20 protein-coding genes and 1 pseudogene are annotated in these 18,861 nt (G+C 67.1%); 7 read left to right on the forward strand and 14 right to left on the reverse strand.

Going from position 1 to position 18,861, the window contains the following annotated elements; genetic code table 11:
* Positions 1-29 precede the first annotated feature (29 nt).
* Together ppk2 and I1A62_RS27645 are read right to left on the reverse strand one after the other, a co-directional pair.
* Complete coding sequence (gene ppk2, locus I1A62_RS27640; RefSeq protein ID WP_219455449.1) at positions 30-869, reverse strand: polyphosphate kinase 2; 840 nt, start codon at positions 867-869, stop codon at positions 30-32.
* A 23-nt stretch (positions 870-892) separates the two neighbouring features.
* Positions 893-1,291: a hypothetical protein gene (locus tag I1A62_RS27645; protein WP_219455451.1), complete on the reverse strand. Its 399-nt coding sequence runs from the start codon at positions 1,289-1,291 to the stop codon at positions 893-895.
* Between the two features lie 229 nt (positions 1,292-1,520).
* Between I1A62_RS27645 and I1A62_RS27650 the strand changes: the two genes are divergently transcribed.
* From I1A62_RS27650 to I1A62_RS27670, 5 genes and pseudogenes are all read left to right on the forward strand, one after another.
* Positions 1,521-1,733 (forward strand): three-helix bundle dimerization domain-containing protein, encoded by a 213-nt coding sequence (locus tag I1A62_RS27650; protein WP_124391802.1) that lies wholly within the window; start codon positions 1,521-1,523, stop codon positions 1,731-1,733.
* Positions 1,734-1,824: 91 nt separating this feature from the next.
* Positions 1,825-2,274, forward strand: coding sequence for a DUF6325 family protein (locus I1A62_RS27655; protein ID WP_124391803.1), 450 nt, complete (start codon positions 1,825-1,827; stop codon positions 2,272-2,274).
* Between the two features lie 32 nt (positions 2,275-2,306).
* Positions 2,307-2,594 (forward strand): SHOCT domain-containing protein, encoded by a 288-nt coding sequence (locus tag I1A62_RS27660; protein WP_124391804.1) that lies wholly within the window; start codon positions 2,307-2,309, stop codon positions 2,592-2,594.
* Positions 2,595-2,624: 30 nt separating this feature from the next.
* On the forward strand, positions 2,625-3,002 hold the full coding sequence (locus I1A62_RS27665) for an SHOCT domain-containing protein (protein ID WP_072943820.1): 378 nt from the start codon (positions 2,625-2,627) through the stop codon (positions 3,000-3,002).
* 64 nt (positions 3,003-3,066) lie between these two features.
* A pseudogene (locus I1A62_RS27670) lies at positions 3,067-3,289 on the forward strand (helix-turn-helix domain-containing protein); the annotation flags it as partial.
* 32 nt (positions 3,290-3,321) lie between these two features.
* Here the strand turns inward: I1A62_RS27670 and I1A62_RS27675 are convergent.
* Both I1A62_RS27675 and I1A62_RS27680 read right to left on the reverse strand, forming a co-directional pair.
* Complete coding sequence (locus I1A62_RS27675) at positions 3,322-4,719, reverse strand: hypothetical protein (protein WP_219455453.1); 1,398 nt, start codon at positions 4,717-4,719, stop codon at positions 3,322-3,324.
* 6 nt (positions 4,720-4,725) lie between these two features.
* On the reverse strand, positions 4,726-5,124 hold the full coding sequence (locus tag I1A62_RS27680) for a hypothetical protein (protein WP_219455455.1): 399 nt from the start codon (positions 5,122-5,124) through the stop codon (positions 4,726-4,728).
* Positions 5,125-5,290: 166 nt separating this feature from the next.
* Here I1A62_RS27680 and I1A62_RS27685 point away from each other — a divergent pair, with 166 nt between their 5' ends.
* Together I1A62_RS27685 and I1A62_RS27690 are read left to right on the forward strand one after the other, a co-directional pair.
* Entirely contained in the window at positions 5,291-5,698 is a 408-nt protein-coding gene (locus I1A62_RS27685) for a hypothetical protein (RefSeq protein ID WP_219455456.1), read from the forward strand.
* Positions 5,699-5,759: 61 nt separating this feature from the next.
* A complete protein-coding gene (locus I1A62_RS27690) occupies positions 5,760-7,451 on the forward strand; it encodes an alpha/beta-hydrolase family protein (RefSeq protein WP_219455458.1) in 1,692 nt (563 codons plus the stop codon).
* Positions 7,452-7,458: 7 nt separating this feature from the next.
* Here the strand turns inward: I1A62_RS27690 and I1A62_RS27695 are convergent, their stop codons facing one another.
* From I1A62_RS27695 to I1A62_RS27740, 10 genes are all read right to left on the reverse strand, one after another.
* On the reverse strand, positions 7,459-9,039 hold the full coding sequence (locus tag I1A62_RS27695; RefSeq protein WP_257890554.1) for an MFS transporter: 1,581 nt from the start codon (positions 9,037-9,039) through the stop codon (positions 7,459-7,461).
* A gap of 85 nt (positions 9,040-9,124) precedes the next feature.
* A complete protein-coding gene (phaZ, locus tag I1A62_RS27700) occupies positions 9,125-9,979 on the reverse strand; it encodes a poly(3-hydroxyalkanoate) depolymerase (protein ID WP_219455460.1) in 855 nt (284 codons plus the stop codon).
* Positions 9,976-10,428, reverse strand: coding sequence for a MaoC family dehydratase (locus I1A62_RS27705; RefSeq protein WP_219455462.1), 453 nt, complete (start codon positions 10,426-10,428; stop codon positions 9,976-9,978). Before I1A62_RS27705 ends, phaZ begins: the two co-directional genes overlap by 4 nt.
* Positions 10,429-10,455: 27 nt before the next feature.
* A complete protein-coding gene (locus I1A62_RS27710) occupies positions 10,456-12,153 on the reverse strand; it encodes an alpha/beta hydrolase (RefSeq protein WP_219455464.1) in 1,698 nt (565 codons plus the stop codon).
* Positions 12,150-13,718, reverse strand: a complete 1,569-nt coding sequence (locus tag I1A62_RS27715) for a long-chain fatty acid--CoA ligase (protein WP_219455465.1) — start codon at positions 13,716-13,718, stop codon at positions 12,150-12,152. The genes I1A62_RS27710 and I1A62_RS27715 overlap by 4 nt, the downstream gene beginning before the upstream one ends.
* A 66-nt stretch (positions 13,719-13,784) precedes the next feature.
* The gene (locus I1A62_RS27720; RefSeq protein WP_219455466.1) at positions 13,785-14,378 is read right to left on the reverse strand and encodes an alpha/beta hydrolase; all 594 of its coding nucleotides are present in this window, start codon (positions 14,376-14,378) and stop codon (positions 13,785-13,787) included.
* 16 nt (positions 14,379-14,394) lie between these two features.
* Complete coding sequence (locus I1A62_RS27725; RefSeq protein WP_124391813.1) at positions 14,395-15,699, reverse strand: MFS transporter; 1,305 nt, start codon at positions 15,697-15,699, stop codon at positions 14,395-14,397.
* A 117-nt stretch (positions 15,700-15,816) separates the two neighbouring features.
* Positions 15,817-16,869 carry a 3-keto-5-aminohexanoate cleavage protein gene (locus tag I1A62_RS27730; protein ID WP_219455467.1) on the reverse strand — a complete coding sequence of 351 codons (1,053 nt, stop codon included), beginning with the start codon at positions 16,867-16,869 and terminating at the stop codon, positions 15,817-15,819.
* Positions 16,870-16,920: 51 nt separating this feature from the next.
* The gene (locus I1A62_RS27735; protein WP_219455469.1) at positions 16,921-17,835 is read right to left on the reverse strand and encodes a TauD/TfdA family dioxygenase; all 915 of its coding nucleotides are present in this window, start codon (positions 17,833-17,835) and stop codon (positions 16,921-16,923) included.
* 35 nt (positions 17,836-17,870) lie between these two features.
* The gene (locus tag I1A62_RS27740) at positions 17,871-18,845 is read right to left on the reverse strand and encodes a quinone oxidoreductase (RefSeq protein WP_219455471.1); all 975 of its coding nucleotides are present in this window, start codon (positions 18,843-18,845) and stop codon (positions 17,871-17,873) included.
* Between the last annotated feature and the right edge of the window lie 16 nt (positions 18,846-18,861).

The following is an 18,861-nucleotide window of genomic DNA, read 5'->3' on the forward strand; positions in this document are numbered from 1 at the left end:
ACCACTCGTCCTTCGCGTGTCTCGGACTCTCAGAAAGGAGTGGGAATCCAGTGCAGGGGTTGCGCCGGTTCCTGATAGCCCTCCGCTTTCTGCCGCTTCGGCAGGGTGAGGTCGGGGCGGTCCAGCGGCTCGTACGGGACCTGGCTCAGCAAGTGGCTGATGACGTTGAGCCGTCCGCGTTTCTTGTCGTCGTTGTTCGCGACGTACCAGGGTGCCCAGCCGGTGTCGGTGAAGTGGAACATCTCGTCCCGCGCGCGGGAGTAGTCGTACCAGCGGCTGTACGACTTCAGGTCGAGCTCCGACAGCTTCCAGTACTTTCGGGGGTCGTCCATCCGGCTCTGCAGGCGCATCGTCTGCTGTTCCTCGCTCACTTCCAGCCAGTACTTGAGCAGGATGACTCCCGAGTCGACCATCGAGCGTTCGACCGTCGGGATCAGTTGGAGGAAGTGCTCGGCTTCTTCCTCGGTGCAGAAGCCGAGCACCCGTTCGACCCCTGCACGGTTGTACCAACTGCGGTCGAAGATGACGACCTCTCCGCCGGCGGGCAGGTGCGGCAGGTACCGCTGCACATACATCTGCGACTTCTCGCGCTCGGTGGGGGCGGGCAGCGCGACCACCCGGAACACCCGCGGGCTCACCCGTTCGGTGATCGCCTTGATGACGCCGCCCTTGCCCGCGGTGTCACGACCCTCGAAGACGACGCACACCTTCGCGCCGGATGACTTCACCCACTCCTGCAGCGCGACGAGTTCGGCATGGAGGGGTTTCAGGAGTCGCCGGTACTCCTTGTTCTTCATCGGTGCGGTCGGCTCGGCGGCGTCGGGCCGGGACAGTTCGCCTCCGGCCCTGCGCTTGCTCTTCTTTCCCACGGTCTCTCCCGCTCTGCCGGGTGTCAGACCCGATCCGGCTTCCAGGTCGACACGGCCCAGATGACGACGACGTCGAGTGCGATGATGAGCAGCGACCACCACGGGTAGTACGGCAGCCACAGGAAGTTGGCGAGAATCGACACGGCCGCGACCACGATCGCCGATACCCGCGCCCAGCCCGCTCCGGTGAACAACGCGAGTCCGACCCCCAGGACCACGATGCCCAGCACGATGTGGATCCAGCCCCACGTCGTCAGGTCCAGCTTGTAGACGTATTCGATACCGACGACGAAGACTTCGTTCTCGGCGACCGCGGCGACCCCTTGGAAGAACTGGATGATGCCGACCGTGACGAGGATGATGGCTGCCCCGATCGAGGTGCCTGCCGCGACGCCCTGTTTGACCGATGATGTCTCGGACATGACAGTCCCTTTCTCTACCGCGAGTTCTCTACCGCGAGCCGGCGGCCCGGTACCCCCCATTGTCCGCCGTTCCACCCCCGCCGCAGTCGTGAAACGATATTTCCGGACGCCGTTGGATACTGGATTCATTCCAGGATCCCGCACATACGTCGAGCGGAACCGAACCGTGTTGTTCGAGAGTTCATTTCGTGTCTTGACGGTAGCCGCCCGCCGGGATGACGATTGATCGATGACCGGGGACGACGAACTGCTTCAAGTCGAAAAGGTCATCGAGCGCCTGATCACTCGATATCCGTCGGTTTCGTCGGTCGACATCGAGCACATCGTGCGCACTGTCCACAAACGCCTGGCGGAGAGCCGCGTTCGCGACTTCATCCCCCTTCTCGTCGAGAAGGCGGCTCGGCGCGACCTCGCCGCCCGTGCGACGGAATCGGTCGGGTGACTTTGTGCTCTAGCGGTGCCGCACTCGCTCATGGATACTGGGCGAAGGCCCGTGTGGCTGCCGCTGCTGTCTTCAGAAGAGAGGTCCTGCGGTGAACGACAACGATCTGGATGTACTCGGGCCCATCGACTATCTCGTCGTGGAGTTCCCCGCAGACCGGAAACCCGACGGTTCTGCACTACCACTGCTGATCGATCTCGTCGATCGGAACATCATCCGGGTACTCGACCTGATCTTCGTCCGTAAGGAACCCGACGGAGCGCTGTCGGGTATCGCGATCGAGGACCTCGGGTTCGAGGGCGGTGTGGACGTGACGCTCTTTGCCGAAGCGGCATCGGGCCTGATCGACCGCACCGATCTCGAGGAAGCCGCGGCGGTGCTCGAACCGGGGTGTTCCGGGGCGATTCTCGTCTACGAGAATTGTTGGGCCGCACCGTTCGCCTCCGCCCTGCGGCGCGAGGGGGCCCAGCTCGTGGCATCCGGGCGCATCCCCGTACAAGGCATTCTGGCGGCGCTCGACGCGCTCGACTCTGCCAGCTGAAGGCCGCCGAATCGAGAGCTGAGGAGCACATCATGCCAGGACTCCTGCGCGGCGTCGCCCGAACCGCCGTGGTGGCGGGCACAGCGACCGCCGTCTCGAACCGGGTTTCGCGACGTCAAGGGCAGCGGTGGGCTGCGAACCAACCTGCTCCGCAGCAGCAGGCCCCGCCCCCACCGCCCCCACCGCCGGCGCAGCCCGCACCGCCGGCCGGCGGCACGGATCGTATTGCCGCCCTGAAACAACTCGGTGAACTCCGCACTCAGGGGGTTCTGACCGAGGAAGAATTCGCCAGCGAGAAGGCCAGAATCCTGGCCTCCTGACCGCAACACCGAGTGGACGGAGCGCCGAAAATGGAAGGCTTCTGGGAGTTTTTCTGGTTCATCTTCGTCTGTTTCGCCTTCGTGGCGTACCTGACGGTGCTGTTTTCGATCATCACCGATCTGTTCAGGGACCGCGACACTTCGGGTTGGGTGAAGGCGATCTGGATCTTCTTCCTGTTCTTCGTTCCGTTCCTGTCGGCGCTGATCTACCTGATCGTCAACAGCGACGGCATGGCGAAGCGGTCGATGGCTGCCGCCCAGCAAGTGAAGCAGGCGCAGGACACCTACATTCGGGACGTGGCAGGACAGTCTCCGGCTCAGCAGATCTCGGATGCCAAGGCGCTCCTCGATTCCGGGGCGATCACCGAGGCGGAGTTCCAGTCGATCAAGGCGAAGACGCTGGCATAGGGTTTGTCGTCGCCGCGGCTGCCCGAAGCCGCGGCGGCTGCGCTGCGCGTTCACCAGTGTCCTGTGGGCGCGGCGACGCAAGACCGCTGCAAGTGTGGCGGTACGGTCGCGCATTAGCCTTGCTGCTGCCGATGGTGGATCGAATACCGAAGTGGCGCAGAGTCTGGGGTTGAACCGAGGCACGGTGCGGCGGTGGCGAGACAGACTGGTCCACACGCTCGGTGGCCGAGCATCTCGATATCTCGCAATCGACGGTTTCGAGGGTGTGGCGCGCGTTCGGTTTGGCCGCGTTCGCCGAGTGCCCACGTCACCCAGACGATCAAGGCGAAGACGCTGGCATAGCGTCTGTCGCCGCGGCGGACGTGCGGGCCGGACGGATGAGCAACTCGATCGCCACGAGCGCCAACAGGCCGATGATGACGATCCACAGTACGACCAGTCCGGTGGGGTAGCGCCAGAACATCAGCAGTACCGCGGCGATACCGATCACCGCGCAGCGCAACGGAATGCGGAGCTGGTAGGCCCATCGCTCCACCTCGTTCGGTGGCCGGCCGCTGCCGGACCGCCGAACGAAGTCGAGTGCCTGCCCGTAGCCGCGGCGCACGGCGGTCGCAGAGGACGAGCCACCGATGAGGTAGGCGCCGAGTGCGATCACCAGGCCCAGGACCGCCACCGCGCGCAGGCTCGTCCGCAGCGGGACGAGGACCGTGTCGATAACGGCCGTCGCCGCTTCGGGCGACAGGACGTCGGGTGGGACGCTGTCGAGGTAGATGGCCCGTCCGACGAGAATCCCGATGGCGAGAGCGAGCATTCCGAGAGCGATCGCAAGTCCCACGAGCGCGAGGGCGCGGAGCCTCCGGCCGGTGGGTGCGACGGCCACGGCGGCGGCGGCGCAGGCGATGCCCAGCCACGGCAGGATCGCGGAGGCCTTGTCGAGTGCGCGGACGGCGCGCTGCGCCTTCACGAGTTCGGGAGATTGGAAGAGCACGAATTGCTTGTCCACCGAAGGGATCTTGTCGGCGAATGCGAACCCTCGCCCGGCGAGCTCCGATTTCACGCGGTCGATGACGGTGCCGAGGGAGATGCTGACGGTGCCGCTCTGGTCGACCTCTACGGAGCTGAGGCCGTAGTTTCCCGTCATCACTGCCACGAGTGCGTTGTGTGCGGCCCGGTTCGCCTGGATCCACAGGTCTTCGAACTGCTGGGATCGGACGAGCGAGCTGACGGTGTCGTGGACGAAGTTCTTGGCCTGGCTGGTGAGCACCGGTGCGAGGCCGACGACCGCCTTGTCGAGGCGCGGCGCGTTCGCGGCGAGATTCGTCACGTCGGTCAGTGCGGTGAGGGCTTCGGTGGTGAGACCCTCGACGTCGACTCGCGCGAAAATCTCGTCGGTGATCTGGTTGGTGATGTCCGTCTGCAGTGCGGGATTCGAGCCCAGCGGCGCGACCGTGCTCACGTAGCGGTCGGTGTCGAGGATCTGGCTGCGGGTGAAGCGGGCGGTGACCGACGCGACCGCGAGGACGGCGACCAGCACGAGCAGGATCGTCACCGCGGTCCAGCGCAGCCCGTTGTGGGGTGGGCGGGAAACCGGTTCGGCGGGAACACCGGCAGCTTCACCTGCCGCCTGGGCTCGCAGGGTGGTGACTTCGTCGCGCAACCGGAGTAGTTCGGCGCGTTCGTCCTTGCCGAGTGCGTCCGCGCTCGAGGCCTCGTTCATGGTCGGTCACGCCTCGTCTGGGTTCCAGGTGGCAACCGCCCAGATCACTACCGCATTCAACGCGATGATCGTGATCGCCCACAGGGGGTAGTACGGCAGCCACAGGAAATTGACGAAGATCGAGACGGCGCAGAGCACCATGGCGCCGACCCGGGCCCAGGTCGCTCCGGTGAACAGTGCGGCGCCGACAGCGGCGATGATCACACCGAAGACGAGATGGAACCATCCCCACGCGGTGACGTCGAATTTGTAGGTGTACTCGACCCCGACGACGATGACGTCGTCCTTGGCGATCGCCGAGATTCCCTGGAAGAACTCGAGCAAGCCGACGGTGACGAGGAGCACCGCCCCGCCCATCGAGGTTCCCTTTGCCACACCTTGTTTGACCAGCGATTCATCGGACATGACCGTTCCTCTTTCGTCAACATACGAAATGAACTGGCGAATGTAAGTATCCTCCGTGGGATCGCCTGCTGTCAGCGAGATGCCCGCTCCGGCAGATGTTGACCTTGCGCGACGCGGCGGCAGACAATGTCTGCATCCCACCACATATCCGGGGAAGGGGATCGTCATGTCCGATCAATCGTTGGCCAAGCAGGGGGTCGCCGCCGCCACGTCCATGGTGGCAGCGATAGTTTTGCTCACTATCGGAATACTGCACGTGCTCTCGGGTATCTCGGCGCTGATGAAGGACGACCTGGTCGTGGCCGGGCCGGAATACGTCTACCAGTTCGACACGACGGCGTGGGGGTGGATCCACGTCGTACTCGGCGTGATCGTCGCGCTCGTCGGCGTCATGCTGTTCACCGGTGCGACGTGGGCCCGTGTCGGCGCAATGGTGATCTGCGCGTTGTCGATACTCGCGAATTTCCTGTGGCTGCCCCACTACCCGTTGTGGTCGATCGTCATCATTCTGCTCGACGTGTTCGTCATCTGGGCCGTGGCGACGTGGCATCCGGGCTACGAGGAGAGCGTCTAGGGCGTTGCTCGAACTGCGGCACGAGGAATCGTCGCGTCCGCCCCGTCACCGAGAGGTTGAGATGACCGACGATTCCGGATCGCCACGACCGCCCGCGCGCCACCGCCGCTGGCTGCCGGACCGGTATGCGTTCGGGGGCTTGGTCGTCGCAGTCCTGTTCGTATGGCTGTCGCTGACACCGACGCTGCTGCCGCGGGGTCCGTTCTTCCAGGGATTGGTCACCGGCGTCTCGGCGGCGGTCGGCTACGCCCTCGGATTTCTGGGTTCCGTTCTGGTTCGTCATCTCGTGCGGCGGGAGCCGTCGGACCGTGTGAAGACCTGGGTTCGGCGGGGGGCATTGGTGATCGGGATCATGGGGACCGCGGCGATGCTGGTGTGGTTCGCCAATTGGCAGGATGAGCTCCGGGCGCTGATGAGCGCCGCGTCGTTCCCGTGGACGGGCTACGTCGTGACGGTGATCGTGGCGGTGCTGATCTTCGTCCTGTTGGTTGCGATCTCCCGGCTGCTGTTGCGGGCGGTGCGGTCGGTCGAACGCGAGATCAGCCGGGTGGTGCCCCGGCGGATCTCGGCGACGGTGATCGGCGTACTCACGGTGGCCCTGCTGTTCGCACTCCTCAACGGGGTGGCGGTGCGCGTGATCATGACCGGGCTGAACAATTCGTTCGCCGCGGTCAACCAGGAGACCAAGGCCGGTGACGAACCGCCCACGACGCCGCTGCGTTCGGGCGGACCGGAATCGCTGGTCACGTGGGATTCGCTGGGAAGGCAGGGCCGGTCGTTCATCTCGCGTGGCCCGACCGTCGAGGAACTGTCCGCCTTCAACGGTGGACGGCCCGCACTGGAGCCGATCCGGACCTACGCCGGGCTCGCCAGCGGTGGCGATTCGATCCGGGAGAGCGCCCAACTGGCAGCGGACGAACTCGAACGGGCCGGCGGGTTCGATCGCGCGGTGATCGGCGTGGCGACCACCACCGGCACCGGATGGATCAACGAGAGCCTCGCCTCCTCACTCGAGTACATGTACAACGGCGACACCGCGATCGTCGGGTTGCAGTACTCGTATCTCCCCAGCTGGCTGTCGTTCCTCGTGGACAAGGAGCGGGCCCGCCAGGCGGGGGAGGCGCAATTCGACGCGGTGTACGACAAGTGGAAGCAGTTGCCACCGGAGACCCGTCCGAAACTCGTCGTGATGGGGGAGAGCCTGGGCTCCTTCGGCGGCGAGAGCGCGTTCGGCAGCGTCGATGACGTCGAGGCGCGTTCCGACGGCGTTCTGTTCACCGGACCGCCGAACGCGAACGAGATCTGGACCGACGTGACGACCAACCGGGATCCCGGCTCACCCGAATGGCTTCCGATCTACGAGCAGGGCGAGACCGTGCGCTTCGGTGCGCGGGCGCCGGAGGATCTGCCCCGCCCCGACACCCCGTGGGGGAAGCCACGGATGGTGTACCTGCAGCACGCGTCCGACCCGATCGTCTGGTGGTCGCCGGAGCTGCTGGTGAGCGAGCCCGACTGGCTGAAGGAGGAGCGCGGGTACGACGTCCTGGACAGCACGCAATGGTTCCCGTTCGTGACGTTCCTCCAAGTTGCGGCGGACATGGCGGTGTCGACGGGCGTCCCCGACGGGCACGGGCATACCTACGTCGTCGACATCGCGGATGCGTGGAGCGCGATCCTGGCGCCGGACGGCTGGACCCCGGCGGACAACGAGCGATTGCGCACCGTGCTCGCCGAGATGGGAGCCGACGGCTGACCCGTCGTCACGGTTGCGGCGGCGCGGGGTCCTGTTCTCGTCTCATGCGGAACGAGTTGAGCAGTCCGGCGAGACCGGCGAGGAGGGGTACGAGCAGCGCCACCTGCAGGGCGAGTGGCCGTGCGTCGGTGTTGATTCGGACCACCTCGTCTCGTATCTCGGGTGGCTGGCCGACGAGGAGTTGTTCGAGTTGGGTGTTGCTCATGACCTCGGCGTCGTCCTCGAGTACCTGCGCCACGTGCTGCTGGTCGGCTGGCGGGAGGACGGTGCTCGATTGCGCCATGGCGGTGAACGTGATGGACAGTGTCGCCAGCATGATGGCGCCGGCAAACGCCAGTCCGAACGACAGCCCGAACGATCCCGCTGCGGAGTTCGCGCCTGCCGCCTCGCTGACGTGCTCCTCCGAGATCGGGGCGAGCGTGTAGTTGTTGAGTTGGGATACCAGCAATCCCAGCCCCGAGCCCGCGATTGCCAGCGGGAGCAGCAATGCCCAACCGAACTCGGCCCTCGGCACGATCGGGATCAGTATTGCGACGCCGATCGTGACGAGGACGAATCCCCAGCGGACGATGCTGCTCGGACTGCGATCTCCCGCCTTCTTGCCCGCCAGCAGCGCCACGCCGAACATGCTGAGCGAGAGGGGGGCGAGCGATAGTCCCGCCTGCATCGCGTTGTACTCGAGCACCATCTGGAGGTAGATCGGAAGGGCGATCATCGTGCCGCCCAACGCTATCTGCTGGAGCATCTGCTGTGAGATTCCGAGTCGGAACACTGTGGAGCGGAACAGATCGGGGTCCAGCAGCGGCGGTTCCCCGCGACGCTTCCGGCGGACGAGCCAGTACCCCAGTCCGGCCAGCGCCAGCGCACCCACGACCAGCAGGGCGGCCACCGCTTCGCCGCCTTCCTGCCACACGAGGATTCCCAGCACGATGCCGCCCATCCCGAGGACGGAGAGGCCCGCACCCACCGGGTCGATTCCCCGGGGCCCGGTGTACGGCACGTCGCGGACGAGTCGGATCCCGGACAGCACGATCGCGATGATGACGACCTCGAGCACGAATGCGACGCGCCACGACAGGAAGGTGGTGATGAAACCTCCGAGGAGCGGTCCGACTGCGGCGGCGATCGCCGCCGCCGCGCCGACCAGCGCGTAGACCTTCTTCTGCGCAGCACCTTCGAAGTTGCCGTGGATCAGGGACTGCATGGCGGGCAACAGCAGTGACGCACCGATTCCGCCGAGGATCGCCCAGAACACGATGATCGCGGTCAGGCTCTGCGCGAGCGCCATCGCGGATGCGCCCACGGCATACCCGAGCAGACCTATCACGTACGCCCGTTTGCGTCCGATCAGGTCGCCGACCTTGCCGCCGATCAGGATGAACGCGGCCGACACCAGTGCCTCGAGTGCGATCGCCGCCTGGACGCCGCTGACGGTCGTGCCGAGGTCGCGGACCACGGCTGAGATCGACACGTTCATCAGTGAGGTGTCGACGACGAGCACGAACATCGCCATCGCCAGCAGCAGGGCGAGCAGCCGCTGCGACCCCTCCAGGTTGGTACCCGAGCTGTTGATTCGGTCTTCGGACACGGGCACCTCCTGAGCTGACCGGCCACTGCGGTGTCGCGCCGAGCGGTGATTCCCAGACCCGAGTCTCCCACGTGCAGGGGGCGTCCTACGTGGATTCACCTGTTTCCGGGTGTGCGAGGAACCCGGCGACGACCGGTGCGAGTCCGGATGCGTCGGTGACGATGTCGATGTGCCCGCCGGCGTGGATGTGCAACGTCGCGTGTGGCAGCAGTGCGTTCATGATGCGCGCGTTGAGAACGGGAATGATCGGGTCGTCGGTGCCCGCCACGACGAGCGTGGGCTGCCGGATCAGCGGCAGGACGGGGAGGCTCGTCCACAGGGCGCCCGCGAGGAGTTGGTCGAGATAGCCGACCCGGGAGCCGGCCTGCCGCTGCTTCCCGAAGATCCGCGCCACGTCACCGTCGCCGCCGGCGCGGCGGGCGGCGCCGCCGTACAGGTCGCCGGCGACGGCCGACGCGTAGGCGGGATCGGTGAACCGCTTCGGGGTCAGCATCTTCGAGAGCACGCGCGGATGACCCGGAATCATGAGGGCTCCGGTGCCGGTGGCGACGAGGACGAGACGGCGGCACCGCCGCGGGTGCTGCAGGGCGAACTGCTGGGCCAGCGCTCCGCCCCACGACAACCCGAGGACGTCGACGGTGCCGACCCCGATCTCGTCGAGCAACCGGCTCAGACCGCAGGCGAGGGCCGGGATTGCGTACGGAACCGGGGAGGCAGGCGAACCTCCGGTGCCCGGGACGTCGAAGCTGATGATCGTCGCGGCCGGATCCAGGGCGGCGACCAGCGGTTCGAGCACTTCCAGACCGGCCCCGATGCCGTTGCACAGCACCAGGGGCACCCCGGTGCCGGTGCGGATCCGCACCCGGATCCGCAGCCCGCACACCGGAACGACCCGGTCCTCGAACCGGTCGCGGCTGCCGAACAGTTCGGTCACCGTCACGTGTAGAGCACCACGACGTCGGCGACGCACACCGGACGGGTGCCGCCGTCGATCTCGTAGGTCAGCCGGAACACTGCTTCGACGCCGGCCGGTTTCTGTTCGGCTGCGGTGAGAGCCACGGTGGCGCGCAGGACGGATCCGACCGGAAGCGGCGCCGGGAACCGGACCTTGTTCAGTCCGTAGTTGAGGGCGGCGTCGACGCCGTCGACTGTGAGTGCCTCCGCGAGGATGCTCGGCGCCAGCGACAGCGTCAGGTAGCCGTGTGCGACGGTGCCGCCGAAGGGTCCGTCGGCGGCGCGATCCGGATCGGTGTGAATCCACTGGAAGTCGCCGGTCGCCTCCGCGAACAGGTTCACCTGCTCTTGCAGGACCTTGTACGGGCCTGTGGTTCCGATGGTCCGGCCGACCACCTCGACGAGTTCGGCGGGATGGGTGAGATGCAGGGTCATGGTGTTCCTCTGTCGGTGACGAGCGGGTCAGGAGTGGTGCACATAGGTGCCGGGGGCGGGCGCCAGCGGCGGGTACTGCCGGGCACCGAGGCTGTGCGGTGCATCGATGTCGGGTCCGCTGCGTTCGGCGAGCCAGTGCGCGTAATCGGTCCACCACGAGTCCGTCGCAGTCTCCGCGGTGGTGAGCCACGCGTCCGGCGTCTCGGAGACGGGTTCGCCGAACCGGTAGGACGCCCGCGGGTTGCCCGGCGGGTTCACGAGTGAGGCGATGTGTCCGTTCGACGACAGCACGAACCGCGCGTCCTTGCTGCCGAGGAGGCGAGCACTGCGGTACGTCGACTGCCACGGGCAGAGGTGGTCGGCGGACCCGCCGACGACGTACGAATCCGCGGTCACCGTGCCGAGGTCGACGGGCGTGCCGAGCATGGTGGCGGCACCGGGGATCGTCAGCGCGTTGCGCAGGCCGAGCAGCACGAGGTCGCGGTGCAGCGCGGCCGCCATGCGGGTGGTGTCCGAGTTCCAGAACAGCACGTCGAACGCGGCCGGAGACCGGCCCTGCACGTAGTTGTTGACCCAGTACCGCCAGACCAGATCGGTGGGACGCAGCCACGCGAACATCTCCGCGAGCGTGCGACCGTCGAGGAATCCTTTGGCGGCCGAGTCCCGGATCGCCGCGGCAGCGGCACGCTCGCTCATCATGGCCGACGCCGTTCCGGCGCGGGTCTGATCGAGAACGGTCACGGCCAGGGTGAGGCCGGCGATACGGTCGCCCTCTCCGATCTCGGTGAGGTGTGCGGCGACCATGGCGGCGAGAATGCCGCCCGAGCAGGTGCCGAGGACGTGCGCGCTCGTGGTTCCGGCGATGCACTGCACCGCGTCGAGAGCTTCCAGGATCGCGGCACCGTACGTGTCGGCACCCCAGTCCCGGTGCCGGGCGTGGGGGTTGCGCCAGGAGATCGCGAAGACCTGCTGCCCCTGCTGCACGAGGTGCTCGATCAGGCTGCGGCCCGGTGCGATATCGAGAATGTAGTACTTGTTGATGACGGGCGGGACGATCAGCAGCGGTGTGGCGTGGACCGTCTCCGTCTGCGGCGCATAGTGGATCAGCTCGAATGTGCGGGTCTGGAAGACCACGGCACCCTTCGTCGCCGCCACGTGCTCCCCGACCTCGAACGCGTCGGGTTCGACCATGGCTGGCACCCGCGGACTCGACTGCATGTCGCGGAGGAAGGCCCGGACGCCGCGTACCGCACTGAGTCCGCCGGTGTCCACCATCGCCTTCCACCCGAGCGGGCTGAGGAACGGATTGTTGGTCGGCGACAGACCTTCGACCAGGTTGTCGAAGACGAACCGCATCCGTTCGTGATCGCGCCAGTCCAGGTCGGCGTCCTCGAGCAGGGCAGTGGCGGTGTGGGAGGTGGCGAGATACGCCTGCATGGCCCGCCGCAGGGCGGGATTCTGCTGCCACGCGGCATCGCCGAAACGCTTGTCCGCCTTGGCGGGAGCCCGGTCGGACGTGCCGGCGACGATCGCACCGAGTTCACGGACGAGGGCGCCGCCGCGCAGGGCGACCGTGCGGGGCCTGCCGGCGAGGCTGATGCCGAACCGGCTCCAGGAGCTGTCGGGGAGCATGCGGGCGGCGACGCCGCGGGTTCCGCGGGTGAGGAGGAGGTCGAGGGGAGCGGTCAGCTCGTCGGGGGTCGTCTGGGCAAGTGTCGTGGTCATGCGGCGGGGCTCCTGCCGAGTTCGCGTTTGAGGATCTTGCCGGTGGCGGTCATCGGCAGGGAGTCGACGAATTCGACGGTGCGCGGGTACTTGTAGCTCGCCATCTGCTGCTTGGACCACGCGATCAGCTCGCCTGTGGTGATCTGTGCGCCCGGCTCGAGGATGATGTATGCCTTGACCTCCTCGCCGTGGCTGTCGTCGGGGACACCGACGACGGCGGCGAGGGAGACGGCGTCGTGCCCGATGAGGACGTCCTCGATCTCGCGGGGGTAGACGTTGAAACCGCCGCGCACGATGAGGTCCTTGGCGCGGTCGACGATGTAGTAGAAGCCGTCCTCGTCGACGCGTGCGAGGTCGCCGGTGCGAAACCAGCCGTCGCGCAGCACTTCCGCGGTGGCGTCGGGCCGGTTGTAGTAGCCCTTCATGATGTTGTGACCGCGCAGCGCGATCTCGCCGATCTGATCGGTGCCGGTGACGGTGTTCCACTCCTTGTCGACGAGGCGCGCCTGGATGCCCCAGACGGGAACGCCGATCGATCCGGGCCGGGGTTCGAGAGCGGGATCGCTGAACGTCGCGAGCGGCGACGTCTCGGACAGCCCGTAGCCCTCGAGGATCTGCACGCCGAACCGGTCGGCGAACCGGGTGAGGATCTCCACCGGAAGGGCGGCGCCGCCGGAGATGGCACGGCGCATGTTCCGGGCGATGCGGTCGATGTCGACGGGATGTTCGTCGAGGGCGCCGAGCAGACCCCAGTACATGGTGGGCACACCCGCGAAGACGGTGATGTCCTCTCGCTCGATGAGGTCGAGTGCGGCCCGGGCCTCGAACCGGGGCAGCAGCACGAGGGTCGCGCCCACGGAGATGCCTGCGTTGAGGGTGACGGTCTGGCCGAAGGAGTGGAACAGCGGCAGCGTCACCAGATACCGATCGTGGGTCGCCGGTGTGCTGTCGAACAGCCGGTTGGCGGTCAGCGCGTTCAGCGCCATGTTGGCGTGAGTGAGTTCGGCGCCCTTGGGTTTTCCGGTGGTGCCGCTCGTGTACAGGATGACGGCGGTGTCCCCGGGTTCGCGGACCACGGCGTCGAAGTTGCTGTCGTGCCGCGCGAGGGCGTCGGCGAGCGTCCCGACGCCGTCGATCATGGCGGGGGCGGCCGGGTCGGTGGTGATGCGGAACAGGGCGCGGCAGCGTGGACTCTGCGCGAAGCCGGACAGTCCGTACTCGCCCATTGGCAGTTCGGGGGTGCCCTCGTAGCAGAAGTATGCCTTGGCATCGGAATCGTCGAGGTGATACGCGATCTCACGATCCTTGAGCAGAACGTTGAGCGGTACGACCACCGCTCCCGCCTTGAGGATGCCGTAGTAGACGACGGGGAACTGCGGAATGTTGGGGCACGACAGCGCGATCGTGTCGCCGGGCTCGATGCCGGCCGACACCAGCAGGTTCGCGACCCGGTTCGACTGGGCGTCGAGGTCGGCGTAGGTCATCCGCTGGTCACCGAGCACCAGGGCGACGCGGTCGGGGAATCGGCGGGCCGAGTCTTCGAGGAGTACGGAGAGGTTGAGCACGGTGAACTTTCTCGTCGGGGGAACAGTGTCGTAGCGCTAGGCGATCGATGCGGCAGTGCCGTCGCGCTACGCGAACGACGCGGCGGTGGCGGCGGTCGAGTTGATCAGCTCGCGGAGCAGCTCTTCGGCGTACGGCCAGTACCCGTAGCCGGCGGCCGGGTTGAGGTGACCGACGGCGCCGAGGTCGACGAGCTTGCTGCCCCACGATTCGGCCATCCCGGCGACCCGGCGGAACCGGGCCAGCGGGTCGTCGGTGCTCGCCGCTACGATGCTGGGGAACGGGAGCCGGCGCCGGGGGACGGGGTTCCAGCCGTTCGCGTCGAGGTCCCCGCGTGTGGGGTAGCCCGCGGGCAGTGGCTCCTCGAAGTCCGGTGGGGTGGCCAGCAGGGCGCCCTGAACGGGACGGGACGCCTGCTGGGCCCAGTGCACCGTGATCGCCACGCCCGCGCTGTGCGCGACGAGTACCACCGCACCGTCGATGTCGGTGAGAACGGTGTCGAGGGCGGCGATCCGCGCGGCGAGACTGAGCTTGTCCCGCTCGAGCGGCGGCACCGTCCGCACGTTGTCGAGTCGCTCGGCGAGCAACGTCTGCCAGTGGTCGGCGACGTGATCGCGCAGTCCGGGCACGATCACCACGGTCGGTTCGGTGGAGGTGGTCATGGTCGGCTCCAGTTTCCTAAGAGATGGCGGTAAGGGCGGCGAGCTTGCGGCGTCCGGCCGGGTAGGCGCGTTTGCCGAGAATCAGGGCGACGATCGCGACGACGTAGATCAGGGGCGCGATCTGCAGCGCGGTGACGAGGCCGAAGCGGTCGGCGAGCAGTCCGACGACGAACGGGCCGAGTGCCAGTCCGAGAAGGTTGTTGGCGAGTGTGAGGGTGCCGAAGGCCGAGGCGCGCACCGAGGAGTGGGTGAGGTTCGCGACCATCGCGGCGATCGGACCGGACGAGCCGGCGGAGAAGAAGGCGCCGATGCCGATCAGGATCAGCTGGGTGGCACCGGACGGCATCTGGAAACCGGCTCCGAGGAACACGAGCGAGAGCACGCCGTACACGACGGCCGTGGTCCATTTCTTGGTGGGATCGTCCCTGCTGACCCGGTCGGTGATGATGCCGCACACCACCATTCCGCTGCCGACGGCGAGGACGAAGATCGACGCCATCGCACCGGCCTTGTCGGGGGCGAGGTCGTACGACCGGTTGAAGAAGCTCGGCAGCCACGCCAGCAGGACACCCGCGGTGAACATCTGCAGACCACCACCGACGTACGCGAACAGGACGGCGGGCGTGGTGAAGAGGCTCGAGAGCGGGGCCCGGAAACCGGTGGGTGTGTCGGCGGGGTCGTCGACGACGGCGGCGTCCGTCAGTTTCTTCTCGGATACCAGTGCGCGGAACAGGGCGACGAGGATGAGGCCGAAGACGGCCATCGCGGCGAACGACCAGCGCCAGCCGAGGTTGACGGCGATGACGCCGCCGAGGGCGACACCGATCACGGAACCGAACGATCCGCCGCCCATGAAGGCGCCGCTGAGCGCGGAGTGCACGCGCGGGGCGAACACGCTGAGCACCACCGCGATGCCGACACTGCCGTAGGCGGCTTCGCCGACACCGACGAGGAATCGGGCGCCGAGCATCTGCTCGTAGTTGGTGGCAAGCGCACAGAGCAGCGTTGCGACGCTCCACAGGACGGCCATGAGAAGCAGGCTCTTGACCCGGCCCCATCGGTCGGCCAGCAGCGACAGCGGGAGAGTCAGCAGGCCGACCATCAGTGCGACGACGCTGCTGAGCGACGCCAGCTGTGAATCGGACAGCGCCCATTCGGTTTTGAGGAGCGGGAAGACGGCACTGAGAACCTGGCGGGACATGTAGTCCGAGAGCAGCAGTCCGAAGGTGAGCGCGAAGACGATCCAGGGATACATCCGGGACCGTCGGGCGGGCGCAGTGGTCTCGACGACCGCGTCCGCGGTGGTGGTGGGCAGTCCCATGAGGGCCTCCTATGGCCGACAGGAGTGATAAAAGGGTGCGGGGAGGGAGCAGGGTGTGCTCACCTGGAGCATCCGGCGCCCTCCCCGGTCGTGACCGAAATCCCCCCGGGCGGGAAATCAGGCGTGCTGGGTGAAGCCGACCTGGCCGGGACGGCGGTTCGGGGCGTACCCGAGCTGGGCGAGGGTCTCGTCGGCATCGGCGTAGGTCTGACCGATCCGGTAGATGTCGCGGGCCTCCTTCCCGGTGGCCACCTCCCGGCCCAGCTCCCCGGCCACCCGGACCAGCTGCTCGACCTGCGCGACCGACGTCATCTTCTCGCCCTTACGACCCCAGATCGTGTCCTCGTTCCCGCAGCGCGGGTGCAGGCCCATCGCGATGGCCATCGCGTTCACCGGCAGCACACTGCGCATCAACGTCTCGAGGGTCAGGCACGCACCGTCCGGCACCCGCTGCACGAAGTTCATGATGTTGTACGGGTTCGGGCCGTCGAAGCCGCCGCCGATGCCCACCCAGGTCAGGTTCAGCGGACCGGTGTACACGCCGCGGCGGATGAGCCGCTCCACCGTCTCGAGCTGCGGGATGCTCGACAGCTGGAAATGCGGCTGGATCCCCGCCGCCTGCAGCCGCCGCAGGTGCTCCTCCACCCACGCCGGACCGGCCGGGACCGTCATCTCCCGGTACGCCTCGGCGAGTTCGGGGCGCTGCATCGAGGTGCCGGCGATGTCGTCGGCGGTCATCAGCTCCATGATGTTCATCTGCGAGGTGTTGATCGCGATCGTCACCTGATCCGGCGCCGGATCGAGGTCGGCGAGCATGTGCCGGGTGTCGTCGGAGAGCCACTTCGCGTCCGCACCCTCACCCTCGGGGGCGAACGAGATGGAACCGCCGACCTGCAGGATCATGTCCGGCACGGCCTGGCGCAGTCCGGCGAGCAGTTCGTTGAACTTCGACAGCCGCTTGGAGCCCTTGCCGTCGAGTTCGCGGACGTGGATGTGCAGCACGGTGGCGCCGGCCTCGTAGCAGTCGACCGCCTTCTGGACGTGCTCGTCCATCGTCAGCGGCAGGTCCTCGCGGAAGTCGTCCGGCTCCCACTCCGGGCCGTACGGGGCACACGTGATGACCAGCTTCTCCTGGGTTTCGGGGAAGAGGGCGTCGTCGTGGAAATGCATGGGTGTTCTCCGTTTCGAAATCGGAACTGATGACTAGGGGAAGTGAGAAATTCAGAAGGGCCGGTCGCCGACGATTCCGGCGCGTTCCATCTTGCGGACGGCGGGCCAGTAGTCCTGGACGGCGTAATGCTGTGTGGACCGGTTGTCCCAGATCGCAACGCTGTTCGGGGTCCACCGCCACCGCACCTGGTATTCGGGGATCGCGGCCTGGCTGATCAGGTAGTTGAGCAGGTTGCTGCTGCCGGGCGCGTAGTCGATGCCGTACCGGATGTTGTCCGGGGTGTGGTAATTGACGAAGTGTGTTGCGAAAGAATTGACGAACAGGATCTTTTCGCCCGTTTCCGGGTGCGTGCGCACCACGGGGTGCTCGGCGTCGGGGAAACGGTCGTGCAGGGCGTGCCGCTGCTCCAGCGTCTGGGCCGCGCCGAACGAGGCTTCGATGCTGTGCCGGGCGCGCAGTCCGCCGATCTGCTCCTTGACCCGGTCGGGGAGTTTCTCGTAGGCCAGGGCCATGTTCACCCAGATGGTGTCGCCACCGACCGGGGGCGTCTCGACGGCCCGGAGCACGCACCCCATGGGCGGGTTGTCACGCCAGGTGGCGTCGCAGTGGAAGGCGTTCTCGTAGTGCTCGGCCGGGCTGTCGAGGTCCTTGTAGATTCGCACGAGTCCGGGATGCTCGGGGTCGCTGCCGGCGACGGGATGATCCTCGAGTGGCCCGAAGCGCTCGGCGAGCGTCACGTGCTCGGCCCGGCTCATGTCCTGGTCGCGGAAGAACAGAACCTTGTACTCGAGCAGCAGTTCCCGGAGTTCGGCGAACAGTGCGTCGTCGCGAGAGACGTCACCGAGGTTCACGTCGAACAACTCGGCGCCGAGAGAGCAGGTCATCGGCGTCAGCCGGAACGAACCGGAGGGGGAGAGGATCGCGTCCCGCTCGGGCGAATACGTCAGTTGTGCGGTGTCGTTCATGTTGGTGTCTCCGTCCTGGTGGGAGGTGGCGCGGCTCAGAGCCGGAACACCGAGGAGCCGATGCTGGTGCCGGATTCGAGGTCGCGGTGCGCCTGGACGGCGTCCTCGAGTCCGTAGCTCTGGTTGATCTCGATGCGGATCCGTCCCGCCTCGACGTGGCCGAAGAGTTCATCGGCGAGTTCGGCGCGTTCCGCCGGGTCGGCGATGTAGTCGGCGAGCGCGGGCCGGGTGACGAACAGCGAACCCTTGACGGCCAACTGCATCGCGTTGATCGGCGGAATCGGTCCCGACGCCGTGCCGAAGCACACGAGCAGTCCCCGCCGCGAGAGGCAGTCGAGCGAGGTCTCGAAGGTGGACTGGCCGATGCTGTCGTAGACGACGGGAACGCCGGCGCCGCCGGTGATCTCGCGGACCCGTTCGGCGACGTTCTCGCGGGTGTAGACGATCACGTGCTCGCAGCCGTGGGCGCGGGCGATCGCGGCCTTCTCGTCGGTGGAGACCGTGCCGATCACGTTGACGCCCAGCAGCTTCGCCCACTGGGTGAAGATGAGTCCGACGCCACCGGCGGCCGCGTGGAGCAGCACGGTGTCGCCGGCCTTCAGCGGGGCGATGCGGCGCAGCAGGTAGGCCGACGTGAGCCCGCGCATCGTCATCGCGGCGGCCGTGTCGAAGCCGATCGCGGACGGCAGCGCAATGAGCGGGGCGGCAGGCATCACGCGTTCGGTGCTGTAGGCGCCGAGCGGACTGCCCGTGTAGGTGACGCGGTCGCCGACCTGCACGTGGGTCACTCCGGTGCCGACCGCCTCGACCACACCGGCGCCCTCGACGCCCATGCCCGCGGGCAGTTCGGCCGGGTAGAGGCCGGTGCGGAAGTAGGTGTCGGCGAAGTTCAGGCCGACCGCCTCGTGGCGGATCCGGACCCCGTGCGGGCCGGGTTCTCCGACCTCGACGGACTCCCACTGCATGACCTCGGGTGCGCCGTGCTCGTAGAACCGAACAGCCTGTGCCACAGTATTTCTCCTCTTC

Origin of the sequence: Rhodococcus sp. USK10, assembly GCF_019378875.1 — a bacterium.
GTDB classification, from domain to species: Bacteria; Actinomycetota; Actinomycetes; order Mycobacteriales; family Mycobacteriaceae; genus Rhodococcus_F; species Rhodococcus_F pseudokoreensis.

What these genes read in the sequence shown, in the direction of transcription:
- I1A62_RS27685 (WP_219455456.1), top strand. Translation starts at nt 5,291, where the DNA reads ATGTCCGATCAATCGTTGGCCAAGCAGGGGGTCGCCGCCGCCACGTCC.
- I1A62_RS27665 (WP_072943820.1), top strand. Translation starts at nt 2,625, where the DNA reads ATGGAAGGCTTCTGGGAGTTTTTCTGGTTCATCTTCGTCTGTTTCGCC.
- I1A62_RS27650 (WP_124391802.1), top strand. Translation starts at nt 1,521, where the DNA reads ATGACCGGGGACGACGAACTGCTTCAAGTCGAAAAGGTCATCGAGCGC.
- I1A62_RS27660 (WP_124391804.1), top strand. Translation starts at nt 2,307, where the DNA reads ATGCCAGGACTCCTGCGCGGCGTCGCCCGAACCGCCGTGGTGGCGGGC.
- I1A62_RS27675 (WP_219455453.1), bottom strand. Translation starts at nt 4,719, where the DNA reads ATGAACGAGGCCTCGAGCGCGGACGCACTCGGCAAGGACGAACGCGCC.
- I1A62_RS27735 (WP_219455469.1), bottom strand. Translation starts at nt 17,835, where the DNA reads ATGAACGACACCGCACAACTGACGTATTCGCCCGAGCGGGACGCGATC.
- I1A62_RS27705 (WP_219455462.1), bottom strand. Translation starts at nt 10,428, where the DNA reads ATGACCCTGCATCTCACCCATCCCGCCGAACTCGTCGAGGTGGTCGGC.
- I1A62_RS27730 (WP_219455467.1), bottom strand. Translation starts at nt 16,869, where the DNA reads ATGCATTTCCACGACGACGCCCTCTTCCCCGAAACCCAGGAGAAGCTG.
- I1A62_RS27710 (WP_219455464.1), bottom strand. Translation starts at nt 12,153, where the DNA reads ATGACCACGACACTTGCCCAGACGACCCCCGACGAGCTGACCGCTCCC.
- I1A62_RS27645 (WP_219455451.1), bottom strand. Translation starts at nt 1,291, where the DNA reads ATGTCCGAGACATCATCGGTCAAACAGGGCGTCGCGGCAGGCACCTCG.
- I1A62_RS27725 (WP_124391813.1), bottom strand. Translation starts at nt 15,699, where the DNA reads ATGGGACTGCCCACCACCACCGCGGACGCGGTCGTCGAGACCACTGCG.
- I1A62_RS27680 (WP_219455455.1), bottom strand. Translation starts at nt 5,124, where the DNA reads ATGTCCGATGAATCGCTGGTCAAACAAGGTGTGGCAAAGGGAACCTCG.
- I1A62_RS27690 (WP_219455458.1), top strand. Translation starts at nt 5,760, where the DNA reads ATGACCGACGATTCCGGATCGCCACGACCGCCCGCGCGCCACCGCCGC.
- I1A62_RS27720 (WP_219455466.1), bottom strand. Translation starts at nt 14,378, where the DNA reads ATGACCACCTCCACCGAACCGACCGTGGTGATCGTGCCCGGACTGCGC.